13 protein-coding genes are annotated in these 15,144 nt (G+C 56.7%); 5 read left to right on the top strand and 8 right to left on the bottom strand.

Annotation, left to right across the window (positions count from 1 at the left end):
* Nucleotides 1-16 precede the first annotated feature (16 nt).
* The gene (gene hemL, locus NB069_RS03810; RefSeq protein ID WP_250587857.1) at nt 17-1,300 is read right to left on the bottom strand and encodes a glutamate-1-semialdehyde 2,1-aminomutase; all 1,284 of its coding nucleotides are present in this window, start codon (nt 1,298-1,300) and stop codon (nt 17-19) included.
* A 177-nt stretch (nt 1,301-1,477) separates the two neighbouring features.
* On the opposite strand from hemL, the gene clcA reads away from it, so the two are divergent.
* The gene (gene clcA / locus NB069_RS03815) at nt 1,478-2,854 is read left to right on the top strand and encodes a H(+)/Cl(-) exchange transporter ClcA (RefSeq protein WP_250587858.1); all 1,377 of its coding nucleotides are present in this window, start codon (nt 1,478-1,480) and stop codon (nt 2,852-2,854) included.
* A 79-nt stretch (nt 2,855-2,933) separates the two neighbouring features.
* The gene (erpA, locus tag NB069_RS03820) at nt 2,934-3,278 is read left to right on the top strand and encodes an iron-sulfur cluster insertion protein ErpA (protein WP_039030319.1); all 345 of its coding nucleotides are present in this window, start codon (nt 2,934-2,936) and stop codon (nt 3,276-3,278) included.
* A 40-nt stretch (nt 3,279-3,318) separates the two neighbouring features.
* Here erpA and NB069_RS03825 read toward each other — a convergent pair whose 3' ends face one another.
* Genes NB069_RS03825 through mtnN form a run of 3 tightly spaced genes read right to left on the bottom strand, consistent with a single transcriptional unit; the run spans nt 3,319 to nt 5,451 of the window.
* Entirely contained in the window at nt 3,319-3,942 is a 624-nt protein-coding gene (locus tag NB069_RS03825) for a TRIC cation channel family protein (protein WP_250587859.1), read from the bottom strand.
* Nucleotides 3,943-3,959: 17 nt separating this feature from the next.
* Nucleotides 3,960-4,760, bottom strand: coding sequence for a vitamin B12 ABC transporter substrate-binding protein BtuF (gene btuF, locus NB069_RS03830; RefSeq protein WP_250587860.1), 801 nt, complete (start codon nt 4,758-4,760; stop codon nt 3,960-3,962).
* Complete coding sequence (mtnN, locus tag NB069_RS03835) at nt 4,753-5,451, bottom strand: 5'-methylthioadenosine/S-adenosylhomocysteine nucleosidase (RefSeq protein ID WP_250587861.1); 699 nt, start codon at nt 5,449-5,451, stop codon at nt 4,753-4,755. The genes btuF and mtnN overlap by 8 nt, the downstream gene beginning before the upstream one ends.
* Nucleotides 5,452-5,533: 82 nt before the next feature.
* Here mtnN and dgt point away from each other — a divergent pair, with 82 nt between their 5' ends.
* From dgt to cdaR, 3 genes are all read left to right on the top strand, one after another.
* Nucleotides 5,534-7,048: a dGTPase gene (gene dgt, locus NB069_RS03840; RefSeq protein ID WP_250587862.1), complete on the top strand. Its 1,515-nt coding sequence runs from the start codon at nt 5,534-5,536 to the stop codon at nt 7,046-7,048.
* 130 nt (nt 7,049-7,178) lie between these two features.
* Nucleotides 7,179-8,609: a serine endoprotease DegP gene (gene degP / locus NB069_RS03845; protein WP_250587863.1), complete on the top strand. Its 1,431-nt coding sequence runs from the start codon at nt 7,179-7,181 to the stop codon at nt 8,607-8,609.
* A 158-nt stretch (nt 8,610-8,767) separates the two neighbouring features.
* The gene (cdaR, locus tag NB069_RS03850; RefSeq protein WP_039030313.1) at nt 8,768-9,925 is read left to right on the top strand and encodes a DNA-binding transcriptional regulator CdaR; all 1,158 of its coding nucleotides are present in this window, start codon (nt 8,768-8,770) and stop codon (nt 9,923-9,925) included.
* 91 nt (nt 9,926-10,016) lie between these two features.
* Here the strand turns inward: cdaR and NB069_RS03855 are convergent, their stop codons facing one another.
* The 4 genes from NB069_RS03855 to map all read right to left on the bottom strand — a co-directional run bounded on the left by NB069_RS03855 (nt 10,017) and on the right by map (nt 14,905).
* Nucleotides 10,017-10,406, bottom strand: coding sequence for a DUF3461 family protein (locus tag NB069_RS03855; RefSeq protein ID WP_032616607.1), 390 nt, complete (start codon nt 10,404-10,406; stop codon nt 10,017-10,019).
* Between the two features lie 111 nt (nt 10,407-10,517).
* Nucleotides 10,518-11,342, bottom strand: a complete 825-nt coding sequence (gene dapD / locus NB069_RS03860) for a 2,3,4,5-tetrahydropyridine-2,6-dicarboxylate N-succinyltransferase (protein ID WP_250587864.1) — start codon at nt 11,340-11,342, stop codon at nt 10,518-10,520.
* Nucleotides 11,343-11,372: 30 nt separating this feature from the next.
* Entirely contained in the window at nt 11,373-14,048 is a 2,676-nt protein-coding gene (glnD, locus tag NB069_RS03865; RefSeq protein ID WP_250587865.1) for a bifunctional uridylyltransferase/uridylyl-removing protein GlnD, read from the bottom strand.
* A gap of 62 nt (nt 14,049-14,110) precedes the next feature.
* On the bottom strand, nt 14,111-14,905 hold the full coding sequence (map, locus tag NB069_RS03870) for a type I methionyl aminopeptidase (protein WP_138370465.1): 795 nt from the start codon (nt 14,903-14,905) through the stop codon (nt 14,111-14,113).
* Nucleotides 14,906-15,144 lie beyond the last annotated feature (239 nt).

Raw genomic sequence — 15,144 nt, forward strand, 5'->3', positions numbered from 1 at the left:
CACCCGGCAAACAACATCAACAGAGCTTCGCAAACACCCTGCGCGCCGCGTCGATGGTGTTGTTGATGTCCTCTTCGCTGTGCGCGACTGACATAAAGCCCGCCTCAAACGCCGATGGCGCCAGGTAGACCCCTTCCTCCAGCATCAGATGGAAGAAACGCCTGAAGCGCTCAACGTCGCACTGCACCACATCCTGATAGCAGGTTACGGTTTTTGCTTCGGTGAAGAAGATGCCGAACATGCCGCCAACGTGGTTCACCACCAGCGGAATACCCGCCTCTTGCGCCGCGTCCAGCAGGCCGTTAGCCAGCTGGGTAGTGCGGTCGGTCAGGGTGGCGTGGATGCCCGGCTGCGCCACTTCGCTCAGACAGGCGAAACCAGCCGCCATGGCGATCGGGTTACCGGAGAGCGTGCCCGCCTGGTAAACCGGACCGGTTGGTGCCAGCGCGTCCATCACCTCTTTGCGGCCGCCAAAAGCGCCCACCGGCATACCGCCGCCGATGATTTTGCCCAGACAGGTCAAATCCGGTACTACGTCGTAGTAAGCCTGCGCACCTGCAAGGGCCACGCGGAAACCGGTCATCACTTCGTCGATAATCAGCAGCGCGCCGAACTCGTCGCACAGCGCACGCAGGCCCTGCAGGAAGCCCGGCTGCGGTGGAATGCAGTTCATGTTGCCCGCCACCGGCTCAACGATGATGCAGGCGATCTCCTGCGGATACTGCGCAAAGGCGGCACGTACGGAGTCGAGATCGTTATAGGTGCAGGTCAGGGTGTGCTTCGCGAAGTCCGCCGGAACGCCCGGGGAGTTCGGCTGGCCGAGGGTCAGCGCGCCGGAGCCAGCTTTCACCAGCAGGCAGTCGGCGTGGCCGTGGTAGCAACCTTCGAATTTGATGATTTTGTCACGGCCGGTAAAGCCACGCGCCAGACGGATGGCGCTCATGGTCGCCTCGGTGCCAGAGTTCACCATGCGCACCATATCCATGGTCGGAACCAGTTCAGTCACCAGCTCCGCCATTTTGACTTCCATCTCGGTGGGCGCACCGAAGCTCAAACCGCGCTCTGCCGCTTCGATCACCGCGTTACGGATAGCGGGATGGTTATGCCCTAATACCATCGGGCCCCATGAGCCGACATAGTCGATATAGGCTTTGCCATCCACATCAAACAGCCAGGCGCCATCGGCACGTTCGATAAACAGCGGTGTACCGCCCACGCCGGTAAAGGCACGGACCGGTGAGTTAACACCGCCGGGGATAAGCTCGCGGGCTGCACTGTAGAGGTTTTCAGACTTGCTCATGGTGTCGTTCCTGGCTCGTATAAAATGAATAAGCCCACTATTCTAAGTTATTCGTGGAAGGTTATGAAATTTTTGACCCATTAATGCATTAACAATTGTTAAGCAATTTTCAGGAGACGGCTGGGCGGTCTCTGGTAAACTCCCTGCGGCGATTTGTATGACGAAAAATAACAGGCAATGAAAGTAGATTCTCCCTCATTCGAACAACAGCAGTTTGCGCGTGCGCGACACCGTATCAGCATCCGGCGGCTGCTCAACCGCGACAAGACACCGCTGGCGATTTTACTGGGCGCGGCCATTGTTGGCACGCTGGCGGGGCTGGTGGGCGTCGCGTTTGAAAAAGCCGTCAATGGCGTACTTAACTGGCGTATTGGTACCGTGGCGGGTTACGCCGACAGTGAAGGACTGGTGTGGATCCTGGCCTTTGGTTTATCTGCCTTGCTTGCGATGGTGGGGTATTTTCTGGTGCGTAAATTCGCCCCGGAAGCGGGCGGCTCAGGGATCCCTGAGATAGAAGGGGCGCTCGAAGAGCTGCGCCCGGTTCGCTGGTGGCGCGTACTTCCCGTTAAGTTTATCGGCGGGATGGGCACGCTGGGGGCGGGGATGGTGCTCGGGCGAGAGGGGCCGACCGTCCAGCTGGGCGGGAATGTGGGCCGTATGGTCAGCGATCTGTTCAGAATGCGCAGCGCGGAAGCGCGCCATACACTGCTGGCAACCGGTGCCGCTGCGGGGCTTTCCGCCGCGTTTAACGCCCCGCTGGCGGGGATCCTGTTTATCATCGAAGAGATGCGCGCTCAGTTTCGCTATAACCTGATCTCGATTAAAGCGGTCTTTACCGGCGTGATTATGTCGAGCATTGTCTTTCGGTTATTCAATGGCGAAGGGGCGGTTATAGAGGTCGGTAAGCTAACCAACGCGCCGGTCAATACGCTGTGGCTGTATCTGATCCTCGGCATGATTTTTGGCATTATAGGCCCGCTGTTTAATGCCCTTATTATTCGCGCTCAGGATATGTTCCAGCGTATCCACGGCGGCAACACGACCAAATGGGTGCTGGTTGGCGGCCTGCTGGGTGGCGTGTGCGGTGTGCTGGGCTTTATCGAACCCAACGCCGCAGGCGGTGGGTTTGGGCTGATCCCCATTGCGGCTGCGGGTAATTTTAGCATCGGCCTGCTGCTGTTTATGTTTATCTCCCGGGTCATCACCACCGTACTCTGCTTCTCCTCCGGCGCGCCTGGCGGCATTTTTGCCCCCATGCTGGCGTTGGGCACGTTGCTGGGAACGGCCTTTGGCATGGCCGCCGCTGCAGGTTTCCCGGCGTATCACCTTGAGGCGGGCACCTTTGCCATTGCCGGAATGGGCGCGCTGCTGGCGGCGTCGCTGCGCGCGCCGCTCACCGGAATCGTGCTGGTGCTGGAGATGACCGACAATTACCAGCTCATTTTGCCAATGATCATTACCTGCCTCGGGGCCACACTGTTAGCCCAGTTCCTCGGGGGAAAACCGCTATACTCCACCATTCTTGCCCGTACCCTGGCGAAGCAGAATACTTGAATGAATTACCAGGGTATTAGATAATGGCAACAAGAATTGGGTGATTTTTACCCACTAGCAGTATTCATGGGAGCATAAGATGAGTGATGACGTAGCGCTGCCGTTGCAGTTTACCGAAGCAGCAGCCAAAAAAGTAAAAGACCTGATTTCCGATGAAGACAATCCGGAACTGAAATTGCGTGTGTACATTACCGGTGGCGGCTGCAGCGGCTTCCAGTATGGCTTCACCTTTGACGATCAGGTTAACGATGGTGACATGACCATTGAGAAGCAGGGCGTCGCGCTGGTCGTTGACCCGATGAGCCTGCAGTATCTGGTGGGTGGCTCAGTGGATTACACCGAAGGTCTGGAAGGCTCGCGCTTTGTGGTGACGAACCCGAACGCGACAAGCACCTGCGGGTGTGGTTCTTCTTTCAGCATCTGATGGTCATGCCCGGTGGCGCTTCGCTTACCGGGCCTACTCGCTATCTTCCATTATCATCCAGCGCAAAGGTCGGCAGCTTCAGGTGCCAGCGGATTGCCGCGAGCCTGATCGCCAGCGTGACCACCATTCCCAGCATCGCCGCCTGTTCCAGCGGAACATTAAAGGTGTACCAGGCTGTTGCGTGGACGATACCGCCCAGAATACAGGCCGTGGCATAGATTTCCGTTCGCAGGATCATCGGCACTTCACGCGCGAGAATATCGCGAATAATCCCGCCGCCTACGCCGGTGACCACCCCCATACAGATAGCCACCATCGGGCCGGTTCCGGCCATAAATGCCTTGTTGACTCCGATTCCGACGAACACCGCAAGACCCACCGCATCCAGCACCGGAAGTAGCCATTTCGGCAGGCGGCGCGGCTGGCGGACCAGGATAATGGTTAACATGCAGGTGACCATCGCCACCACCAGGTCGGTGGGATCCTTGACCCAAAATACCGGACCATGATCGAGGGCCATATCGCGGATGGTTCCTCCCCCGACGGCGGTCACCACCCCCAACACCAGAACGCCAAACGGGTCCATGCGTAATTTACCGGCCAGCAGAACGCCGGAGATCGCAAAAACGGCTGTGCCAAGAATATCCAGCCAGTAAACGAGCATCGTAATCCTCGAGAAAATTAGTGGCTCTGCGACAGCGCAGAGCAGAGTTGTTTTGCGGCGAGGATAATACGCGGGCTCGCGCGCTCAAACCAGTCACTCTTAAGGGCAATTACAGGTATTTTTAACTGACTTTTCCAGTACTGCTCTGTTTTAGGAATATCGGCCGGGGAACCCGCCACGACAATAGCCTGCGGATGGCGCGCCAGCACCTGTTCGCGGCTCACCTGGGGCCAGGGTACCCGGCTGGCAGCGAAGATATTTTCCCCGCCACACAGTTCCAGGACCTGATGTTGCAGGGAGCCTTTACTGGTGGTAAACAGCGGCTGCTGACCAAACTGGAGAAACACCCGCTTTTTCAGCTGAGCGCCGTAGGTGGCCTTCAGGGCGGCATAATCTGCCAGCATTTGCTGCGCGGCCTGTTGGGCCTTTTCCGGGGCAGGGCTCCAGGGGGCGAGATCGCGGAGGGCCTGAGCGACCTGCTCAATGCTGGTGGCGTCGATCCACTGCACTTTTATCCCCAGCGAGGAGAGCTGGTTTACCTGACGTTCGGCGTTGCCACCGCGCCAGGCCAGCACCAGATCCGGCTTAAGCGCGACGATGCGTTCAACGTTCATGCCTTGCCAGGTGGCAATCTGTTCAATTTTAGCCGCTTCGGGGGGATAGTCGGAATAGCTGCTGACGCCGACGGGGACGATGCCGGCGGCAAACGCCAGTTCGGTATTAGCGGGGGAGAGGGTAATCACACGCGGCGCGGCCAGAAGCCACGCCGGTGTCAGCAGAAACAGCGCAACAAGCGCTCTGATGAGCAGTTTAGCCACGCGCCAGTTTCTGTACCAGCGTCTCAACCATCAGGCTGGACTGTTTGGCGGCTACCACGAGGAACTCGTCGAAGCTCAGGTGAGACTGCTGGTCGGCGACGTCGGAGATCGCGCGAACGACCACGAACGGCACGCTGAAGTTATGACAAACGTGCGCGATGGCGGTGGCTTCCATTTCAACGGCAATCGCCTGCGGGAAGTTGTGGCGGATTTTCGCCAGGGTCACGGAGCCGTTAATAAACGCATCACCGCTGACAATCAGGCCACGTACGGCGTTGAGGTTCAGCTCGGCAATGCAGCTTTCCGCGGCGGCAACCAGTTTTTCATCAGCTTTGAAGCCTGCCGGGCAGCCCGGAAGCTGGCCATACTCGTAACCAAAGGCGGTGACGTCGGCGTCGTGGTAGCGTGCTTCGTCAGAGACCACGATGTCGCCCACTTTCAGGGTTGGCGCGAGACCGCCCGCAGAGCCGGTGTTGATGATTAGGTCAGGCTTGCAGCGTTCCAGCAGCAGGGTAGCGCCCAGCGCGGCGGAAACTTTACCGATACCTGATTTCAGCAGAGCAACTTCAGTACCGTTCAGCGTGCCGGTGTAAATCTCACAGCCGCCCAGAGAGAGGGTCTGACGGTTCTCAATTTTGTCACGCAACAGCGTAACTTCTTCTTCCATTGCTCCAATAATGCCGATTTTCATAGATTTACTCGCGATGTGCCTTGTTAAGATGCATAGTCTATCATGCGGTTAAGGGGAAACGCATTCTCACGCGGGGGAGCACATGGCACCAATCGATTTTCGCACCAAAATTAACTGGCACCGTCGCTACCGCTCTCCACAGGGGAACAAGAGCGAACATGAGATCCTGCGGATCTTCGAAAGCGATCGCGGGCGCATCATCAACTCTCCGGCAATTCGGCGGTTGCAGCAAAAAACGCAGGTCTTCCCACTCGAACGCAACGCGGCCGTGCGCACCCGGCTTACCCACTCCCTGGAGGTGCAGCAGGTTGGCCGCTATATCGCAAAAGAGATCCTGAGCCGGCTCAAAGAGCAGCGCCTGCTGGAGACCTACGGGCTGGACGAGCTGACCGGGCCCTTTGAAAGTATCGTTGAAATGGCGTGCCTGATGCACGACATCGGTAATCCGCCGTTTGGACATTTTGGTGAAGCGGCGATCAATGACTGGTTCCGCCAGCGCCTTTATCCCGCCGATGCCGCCAGCCAGCCCCTGAGCGACGATCGTTGCGTGGTGCAGGATCTGCGGCTGCGCGAGGGCGAAGAGGCGCTGAACGCGCTGCGTCGCAAGGTGCGTCAGGATCTCTGTCATTTTGAAGGCAACGCGCAGGGCATCCGAATGGTGCACTCCCTGATGCGTATGAACCTGACCTGGGCGCAGGTGGGCTGCATTCTGAAATATACCCGCCCCGCGTGGTGGCAGGGGGATCCCCCCGCGACGCACAATTATTTGATGAAAAAGCCGGGATATTATTTCTCTGAAGAGACCTATATCGAGCGCCTTCGTCAGGAACTCTCCTTGCCACAGTATGGCCGTTTTCCATTAACCTGGATTATGGAAGCGGCTGACGATATCTCCTATTGCGTTGCCGATCTGGAAGATGCGGTCGAAAAAAGAATATTCAGCGTCGAGGGGCTTTATCAGCATCTTTATGATGCCTGGGGCAATCACGAAAAAGGTTCTCTGTTTTCGCAAGTAGTCGAAAACGCCTGGGAGAAATCTCGCTCTAACACCTTGAGTCGTAGTACCGAAGATCAGTTCTTTATGTATTTACGCGTCAATACCCTTAATAAACTGGTACCCTACGCGGCTGAGCGTTTTATAGACAATATCGATCTGATCTATCGCGGTGAGTTTAACCATGCACTGCTGGAGGACGACAGCGGTTTCAGCCAACTTCTTGAACTGTATAAGAATGTCGCCATGCGGCATGTGTTCAGCCATCCGGACGTTGAGCAGCTGGAATTACAGGGTTATCGGGTCATCACCGGCCTGCTGGAGATCTATCGTCCCTTGTTGCAATTATCCGTGGACGAGTTTAGCGAGCTGGTAGAAAAAGAACGGGTACGCCGCTTTCCGATTGAAACCCGACTATTTCATAAACTTTCAACACGCCACCGGCTGGCATATGTGGAATCGATCGGTAAATTAGATCGCCAGCAGACGGACTGGCCGGTGCTGGAGTTTTATTATCGTTGCCGCCTGATCCAGGACTATATCAGTGGAATGACGGACTTGTATGCATGGGATGAATACCGCAAGTTGATGGCGGTGGAATAAAGGGGAGTTTTGTAAAGACGGCCAATAAATTTTTACTTTTTCCAGAAACTTAATACCGGAACTAAGCGCAGCAAAACGAATCTGATATACACAGCAATTGTGCGTGACCTGTAAATCGAGATTAAGAAACATGAAAAAAACCACTTTAGCAATGAGTGCACTGGCTCTGAGTTTAGGATTAGCGTTGTCTCCTCTGTCTGCTAGCGCAGCGGAGACCGTCTCGTCGGCAGCCACTGCGCAGCAGATGCCAAGCCTGGCACCGATGCTGGAAAAAGTAATGCCATCGGTGGTCAGTATCAATGTCGAGGGCAGCACCACCGTCAACACGCCACGCATGCCACGTAACTTCCAGCAGTTCTTCGGCGATAACTCGCCGTTCTGCCAGGACGGTTCGCCGTTCCAGAGCTCGCCATTCTGCCAGGGGGGCGATGGTGGCGGTAACGGCGGCGGCCAGCAGCAGAAGTTTATGGCGCTGGGTTCTGGCGTCATCATTGATGCCGCCAAAGGCTATGTCGTCACCAACAACCACGTGGTGGACAATGCCACCAGCATTAAGGTGCAACTGAGCGACGGGCGTAAGCTCGATGCCAAAATGGTCGGGAAAGATCCTCGCTCTGACATCGCCCTGATTCAGATCCAGGATCCAAAAAACCTGACCGCGATTAAGCTTGCCGACTCTGACGCACTGCGCGTGGGGGACTATACCGTGGCTATTGGTAACCCGTTCGGTCTGGGTGAGACAGTGACCTCCGGTATCGTTTCTGCCCTTGGCCGTAGCGGTCTGAACGCGGAAAACTACGAAAACTTTATCCAGACGGATGCGGCGATCAACCGCGGTAACTCCGGTGGCGCGCTGGTCAACCTGAACGGTGAGCTGATCGGGATTAACACCGCGATCCTCGCCCCGGACGGCGGCAACATCGGCATTGGCTTCGCTATCCCAAGCAACATGGTGAAAAACCTGACGGCGCAGATGGTTGAGTTTGGCCAGGTGAAACGCGGCGAGCTGGGGATCCTGGGTACCGAGCTGAACTCCGAGCTGGCGAAAGCCATGAAGGTCGATGCCCAGCGTGGGGCGTTTGTCAGCCAGGTAATGCCGAACTCCTCTGCGGCAAAAGCGGGGATTAAAGCCGGGGATGTGATCACTACCCTGAACGGCAAGCCGGTGAGCAGCTTTGCGGCACTGCGTGCGGAAGTGGGCTCTATGCCGGTGGGCAGCAAAGTGAGCCTGGGTCTGCTGCGTGAAGGTAAACCGGTAACCGTGAATCTGGAACTGCAGCAGAGCAGCCAGAATCAGGTAGATGCCGGAACCATCTTCAGCGGTATCGAAGGTGCGGATATGAGCAATAAGGGCCAGGATAAAGGCGTGTCGGTGGACAACGTCAAAGCCAACAGCCCGGCTGCCCGTATCGGCCTGAAGAAAGGGGATGTGATTATCGGCGCTAACCAGCAGCCGGTTAAGAACATCGCTGAACTGCGCAAAATTCTCGACAGCAAACCGTCGGTTCTGGCGCTGAACATTCAGCGTGGCGACACCTCTCTTTATCTGCTGATGCAGTAACCGTTCTGCCCCTGTTTCTGCCTGGAAACAGGGGCGTTTTCCTCCCTTTCTGTGAACCCTTCCACAAGTCCATACTTCTCCCTGTGAGTTTGTGCATTCGCACAATGCGGCACTGATTATTCTTCCTTATGCTTGAGCTCTGCTCAGAGGAGGGCGACATGGCTGGCTGGCATCTAGATACCAAAATGGCGCAGGATATCGTGGCGCGAACGATGCGCATCATCGACACCAATATCAACGTAATGGACGCACGCGGCCGGATCATTGGCAGCGGCGACCGCGAGCGTATTGGGGAATTGCACGAAGGGGCGCTGCTGGTGCTCTCCCAGGGGCGCGTGGTGGATATTGATGACGCGGTGGCGCGACATCTTCACGGCGTACGCCAGGGGATTAACCTGCCGCTGCGCCTGGAGGGCGAAATCGTCGGGGTTATCGGCCTGACCGGTGAGCCGGAGTCACTGCGCAAATACGGCGAGCTGGTCTGTATGACCGCTGAGATGATGCTGGAGCAGTCCCGCCTGATGCACTTGCTGGCGCAGGACAGCCGTCTGCGTGAAGAGCTGGTGATGAACCTGATCCAGGCGGAAGAGCATACCCCTGCTTTAACGGAGTGGGCGCAACGTCTGGGCATCGATCTTAATCAGCCTCGCGTGGTGGCGGTGATCGAAGTCGACAGCGGCCAGCTGGGCGTCGACAGCGCAATGGTGGAGCTGCAGCAGCTGCAGAACGCGCTGGCCACCCCGGAGCGTAATAACCTGGTAGCGATCGTCTCGTTAACCGAGATGGTGGTACTGAAACCCGCGTTGAACCAGTTTGGACGCTGGGACGCAGAAGATCATCGTCGGCGCGTGGAACAGCTGATCGCGCGGATGAAAGAGAACGGCCAGCTGCGTTTTCGCGTGGCATTAGGCAACTACTTTACCGGGCCGGGGAGTATCGCCCGCTCGTGGCGTACGGCACGCACGACGATGATGGTCGGCAAGCAGCGTATGCCGGAAAACCGCAGCTATTTTTATCAGGATTTGATGCTGCCGGTGCTGCTCGACAGCCTGCGCGGCGGCTGGCAGGCCAACGAACTGGCTCGTCCACTGGTGCGGCTAAAGGCAATGGATAACAACGGCCTGCTGCGTCGCACCTTACAGGCGTGGTTCCGGCATAACGTGCAACCGCTGGCCACCTCGAAGGCGCTCTTTATCCACCGTAATACGCTGGAGTACCGCCTGAACCGCATTTCAGAGCTGACGGGGCTGGACCTGGGGAATTTTGACGACAGGCTGTTGCTGTATGTGGCGTTGCAGTTGGACGAGCAGAGGTGATTTTTGCCCGGTGGCGCTGCGCTTACCGGGCCTACAAAACCCGGGAGTAGGCCGGGTAAGGCGAAGCCGCCACCCGGCACACAGGAACGGCTTATTTGTTACGGGTCAGTTTCTCAAGATCCGCTTCGATTTCGGTGATCTTGTGGGCAACGACGCTTTCCAGATGACGCAGGTCATCAAGGATCTTACGTTTCAGATCCACTTCAGTGCGATCGCGCTGGCAAATCTGATCCAGTTCATCAATCACATAGCGCAGATTTGGGCTGATCTCCTGCACCTCTTTGTAACCCTGGCCGATGCCATCGGCAACGACAGTTTTACGCTGGCGCGGATACTTAAACTTTACGCTCTTGGCGAAGAACTCACCCTTATCCTTGTGGAAATAGATTTTCAGGATATCGTTATTGGCTTCCTGACGGAGGCTGTAACGGTCAATTTCATCAGGATTAGTAATGCCCAGACTTTTCAGATTATCGTACATAGCGGTACCCTTGATCTCAACATAACCCATGAATAATTCACGAAAAAATCTATTTTCGCCACCCTCAGATATAAAAAAAGCGGGGTTGCCCCCGCTTTTTGTTATACCCGATTAATCGATGGTACGCAGCAGTTCGTTGATGCCCACTTTGCCACGGGTTTTCGCGTCGACTTTTTTGACGATAACCGCACAGTACAGGCTGTATTTGCCATCTTTTGATGGCAGGTTGCCGGAAACCACCACGGAACCCGCCGGTACGCGACCGTAATGCACTTCACCGGTTTCACGATCGTAAATACGGGTGCTCTGGCCGATGTAGACGCCCATGGAGATCACGGAGCCTTCTTCTACGATCACGCCTTCAACCACTTCGGAGCGTGCGCCGATAAAGCAGTTGTCTTCGATGATAGTTGGGTTCGCCTGCAGCGGCTCAAGCACACCACCGATACCCACGCCGCCAGAGAGGTGGACGTTTTTACCGATCTGCGCGCAGGAACCTACGGTCGCCCAGGTATCCACCATGGTACCTTCGTCAACGTAAGCACCGATGTTCACATAAGATGGCATCAGCACGGTGTTACGGGCAATGAATGCACCCTGACGAACGGCTGCCGGTGGCACCACGCGGAAGCCTTCCTTCTGGAAACGCGCTTCGTCGTACTCCGCGAATTTCATTGGCACTTTATCGAAGTAGCGGCTTTCCGCACCGTCGATAACCTGGTTATCGTTAATACGGAAAGAGAGCAGTACCGCTTTCTTCAGCCACTGATGAGTGACCCACTGACCGTCGATTTTTTCCGCTACACGCAGCGCGCCGGAATCAAGCAGAGAAATAACCTGATTTACCGCCTCGCGGGTCACGGTGTCTACATTTGCCGGGGTAATTTCGGCGCGACGCTCAAAAGCGGACTCAATAACGTTCTGTAACTGCTGCATAGTTCAACTCTTTCCAGGTAAAAAAAAACATCACCCTTTATCGTTTGGATTGAGGGCTGCTGTCAACCGTTGTTGCACTTCCTGTTGCAGGGCATTATTAAGCCCACGACGGTCGGCTGTGGCGATTATAAATAAATCTTCTACTCGCTCGCCAATGGTTGTAATTCTGGCGCCATGCAGCGAAATTCCCAGATCGGCAAAAACCTGCCCCACCCGGGCGAGGAGTCCTGGCTGGTCGAGAGCGATCAGCTCCAGGAACGATTTACGATCGGTATGGGTCGGCAGGAAATTGACCTCGGTATCGACGGTAAAGTGGCGCAATTTTGCCGGCTGTCGACGCGGCTGCGGCGGCTGCCAGCTGCGCTGGGTAATCGCCTGTTCCAGGCCGTAGCGAATGGGCTCGTGTCGGTCGGCCGACAGCGGGCTGCCGTCCGGCTCCAGGACAATAAAGGTATCCATCGCCATGCCGTCGCGGGTTGTGAAAATCTGCGCGTCATGCACGCTGAGGTTACGTCTGTCGAGTTCGGCACACACCGCCGCAAACAGGTAAGGGCGGTCGGGGCTCCAGATAAAGATCTCCGTCCCACCACGGGTCGTGTGCGGGCTAAGCAGGATCAGCGGCTTCGTCAGGTCGTGCTGCAACAGATGGCGCGCGTGCCAGGCCAGCTGGTTTGGGCTGTGGCGAACAAAATAGTTAGCGCGACAGCGGGCCCAGATCAGATGCAACGCCTCCTCTTTGATATTTTCCATCCGCAGCAGCGCCAGAGCCTGCATCTGGTGATGGCGCACGCGTTCACGCATGTCCGGCGTGCTCTGCATACCGCGACGTAGCTGCTTTTCGGTGGCGAAATAGAGCTCGCGCAGCAGGCTCTGCTTCCAGCTGTTCCACAGCGTTTCGTTGGTCGCGCAGATATCGGCCACCGTCAGGCAGACCAGGAAACGCAGGCGGTTCTCCGTCTGCACCGCTTCGGCAAACTGTTTGATCACTTCCGGATCCTGAATATCGCGACGCTGGGCGGTCACGGACATCAGCAGATGGTGGCGCACCAGCCAGGCCACCAGCTGGGTTTCACGGGAATTAAGGCCGTGGAGTTCGGCGAATTTCAGCACGTCTTCCGCGCCGAGGATCGAGTGGTCGCCGCCGCGCCCTTTGGCGATGTCGTGGAACAGGGCGGCAATCAGGATCAGTTCCGGGTTGGTGAGGCGCGGCCAGAGCTCAACGCAGAGCGGGTGGCGGCTGCGCACCTCCTCCTGAGCAAAACTCTCCAGCTTCAGCATTACGCGAATGGTGTGCTCGTCAACGGTATAGGCATGGAAAAGGTCAAACTGCATCTGGCCGACGATATGCGACCACTGCGGCATATAGGCCCAGAGCACGCTGTGACGGTGCATCGGCAACAGCCCGCGGCTTACCGCGCCCGGATGACGCAGCATGCTCAGAAACAGCGAGCGCGCTTCGGGAATGTAGCACAGCGGCTGAGTAAGATGGCGGCGGGCGTGGCGCAGATGGCGCAGGGTGGTGGAGTAGATCCCTGTAATGGAGCTGTTACGCACCATGGCGTAGAACATCCGCAGGATCGCCTCCGGCTTACGGATAAACAGCTTCTCGTCGCGCAGGTCGATCAGCGTACCGCGTAGCTGGAATTCATCATCAATTGGGCGCGGTTTTTCATCGGCGGTCAGGGCCAGGATTGCCTCATCAAACAGCTGCAACAGCATCTGATTCAGCTCACCCACGCGGCGGGTAACGCGGAAGAAATCCTTCATCATCTGCTCAACCGGCTCGTTGCCTTCACCGCTGTAGTGCAGGCGCTGGGCGACGCTTAACTGACGATCGAACAGCAGGCGATTGTCGTAGCGGGTGACTTCCAGATGCAGCGCAAAACGGATGCGCCACAGCAGATGCAGACACTCATTCAGCTCGGTACGCTCCGCTTCGGTGAGAAAACCAAAGCCGACCATCTCGTCCAGCGAAGTGGCGCCGAAATGGCGGCGGGCCACCCACTGCAGGGTATGGATATCGCGCAGGCCGCCGGGGCTGCTTTTTATGTCGGGCTCCAGGTTATAGCTGGTGCCGTGGTAACGCTGGTGGCGCACCTGCTGTTCATCCACCTTCGCGGCGAAGAACTTTTCCGACGGCCAGAAGCCGTCGCTGAAGATGTGCTTTTGCAGCTCGAGAAACAGCGCGACGTCGCCGATCAGCAGGCGTGATTCAATCAGGTTAGTGGCGACGGTGAGATCGGACAGCCCCTCCAGCAAACACTCTTCCAGGGTGCGCACGCTGTGGCCGACCTCCAGCTTGACGTCCCACAGCAGGGTCAGCAGCTCGCCGATTTTTTGCGCCTGTTCATCAGGCAGCCTTTTGCGGCTCAGGATCAGCAGGTCGATATCCGACAGCGGGTGCAGTTCGCCCCGGCCATAGCCGCCGACGGCCACCAGCGCCACGTCGCCCAGCTGACCAAATCCGTAATCAATCCATAAACGCTGCAGAAGCTGGTCAATGAATTCCGTGCGCGCCTCAATCAGCGCTTCGGCGGAGATCCCGCTGTCAAAGGCCTCACCCAGCCAGCGCTGGAAAGTGTCGATATGCGCTTTGATGCCCGCGCAGGTCAGATCGGCCGTGGGCCAGACGCCGGGGTTATCCGGCTGGCCAGGCAGGGTGGGGAGTGCCGTATTGGCATACTGTTCGGGTAAAAGGTTACTCATTGCGCGCCACCCATAAGAAAAAACGATAGCCATTAAAAAAGCCGGCATTTGCCGGCTTCTTATCATGCGTCTTGCGAGAGTATCGCCGGGATGGTGTCATCCTTGCGTAACGTCAGAATTTCGCAGCCGTTGTCTGTCACCACAATAGTATGCTCGTACTGGGCAGACAAGCTCCGGTCTTTGGTTTTCACCGTCCAGCCATCTTTCATGGTACGGATACGGTAATCACCTGAGTTCACCATCGGCTCGATGGTGAAAGTCATGCCCGCCTGCAGGACCACGCCGCCGTCATCGGCATCATAGTGCAGAACCTGCGGCTCTTCGTGGAAGACGCGGCCAATACCGTGACCGCAGTATTCGCGCACCACAGAGAAGCCCTGAGCTTCAACAAATTTCTGAATAGCCGCACCAAGGGTACGCAGGCGAATGCCGGGTTTAACCATCTTCAGCGCCAGATAGAGGCTCTCCTGGGTCACTTTACACAGACGCTCACCCAGAATGGTGGGTTTGCCAACGATGAACATCTTAGAGGTGTCACCGTGGTATTCATCTTTAATGACGGTCACGTCAATGTTAACGATGTCGCCATCTTTCAGCAGCTTTTCGTCGTCCGGAATGCCGTGGCAGACCACTTCATTAATAGAGATGCAAACGGATTTCGGGAAGCCATGATAGCCGAGGCAGGCGGAGACCGCGTGCTGCTCGTTCACGATGTAGTCGTTACAGATACGATCCAGCTCGCCGGTGCTGACGCCCGGCTTAACGAATGGCTCGATCATTTCCAGCACTTCAGCGGCCAGACGACCGGCGACGCGCATCTTTTCAATTTCTTCAGGGGTCTTAATAGAGATAGCCATGTAATCTGTCCATCAGTGTCGTTTTTTTCGACAATACTAGTCTAAGTGTTGTCAATGGTATCAGTCTGGCGCACATGCTGCCAAATTGAGATTCCTTTACCGCACACACCGCCAACAATTGTTGGTTTCAGGTAGCGTTTTGTGATATAAAGCGCGCCGGACTTCCGATCCATTTCAGATACACAGGATGGACGGGAGCGACAAATCTCACTTTGTGTAACAACACACACGTATCGGCA

Origin of the sequence: Leclercia adecarboxylata, assembly GCF_023639785.1 — a bacterium.
Classification (GTDB): domain Bacteria; phylum Pseudomonadota; class Gammaproteobacteria; order Enterobacterales; family Enterobacteriaceae; genus Enterobacter; species Enterobacter adecarboxylatus_D.

Bases quoted from the DNA above. Each gene is read 5' to 3' on its own strand.
- map (WP_138370465.1), bottom strand. From the start codon at position 14,905: ATGGCTATCTCTATTAAGACCCCTGAAGAAATTGAAAAGATGCGCGTC.
- NB069_RS03825 (WP_250587859.1), bottom strand. From the start codon at position 3,942: ATGCTCGTTTACTGGCTGGATATTCTTGGCACAGCCGTTTTTGCGATC.
- dgt (WP_250587862.1), top strand. From the start codon at position 5,534: ATGGCACCAATCGATTTTCGCACCAAAATTAACTGGCACCGTCGCTAC.
- hemL (WP_250587857.1), bottom strand. From the start codon at position 1,300: ATGAGCAAGTCTGAAAACCTCTACAGTGCAGCCCGCGAGCTTATCCCC.
- glnD (WP_250587865.1), bottom strand. From the start codon at position 14,048: ATGAGTAACCTTTTACCCGAACAGTATGCCAATACGGCACTCCCCACC.
- mtnN (WP_250587861.1), bottom strand. From the start codon at position 5,451: ATGAAAATCGGCATTATTGGAGCAATGGAAGAAGAAGTTACGCTGTTG.
- cdaR (WP_039030313.1), top strand. From the start codon at position 8,768: ATGGCTGGCTGGCATCTAGATACCAAAATGGCGCAGGATATCGTGGCG.
- dapD (WP_250587864.1), bottom strand. From the start codon at position 11,342: ATGCAGCAGTTACAGAACGTTATTGAGTCCGCTTTTGAGCGTCGCGCC.
- erpA (WP_039030319.1), top strand. From the start codon at position 2,934: ATGAGTGATGACGTAGCGCTGCCGTTGCAGTTTACCGAAGCAGCAGCC.
- clcA (WP_250587858.1), top strand. From the start codon at position 1,478: ATGAAAGTAGATTCTCCCTCATTCGAACAACAGCAGTTTGCGCGTGCG.
- degP (WP_250587863.1), top strand. From the start codon at position 7,179: ATGAAAAAAACCACTTTAGCAATGAGTGCACTGGCTCTGAGTTTAGGA.
- NB069_RS03855 (WP_032616607.1), bottom strand. From the start codon at position 10,406: ATGTACGATAATCTGAAAAGTCTGGGCATTACTAATCCTGATGAAATT.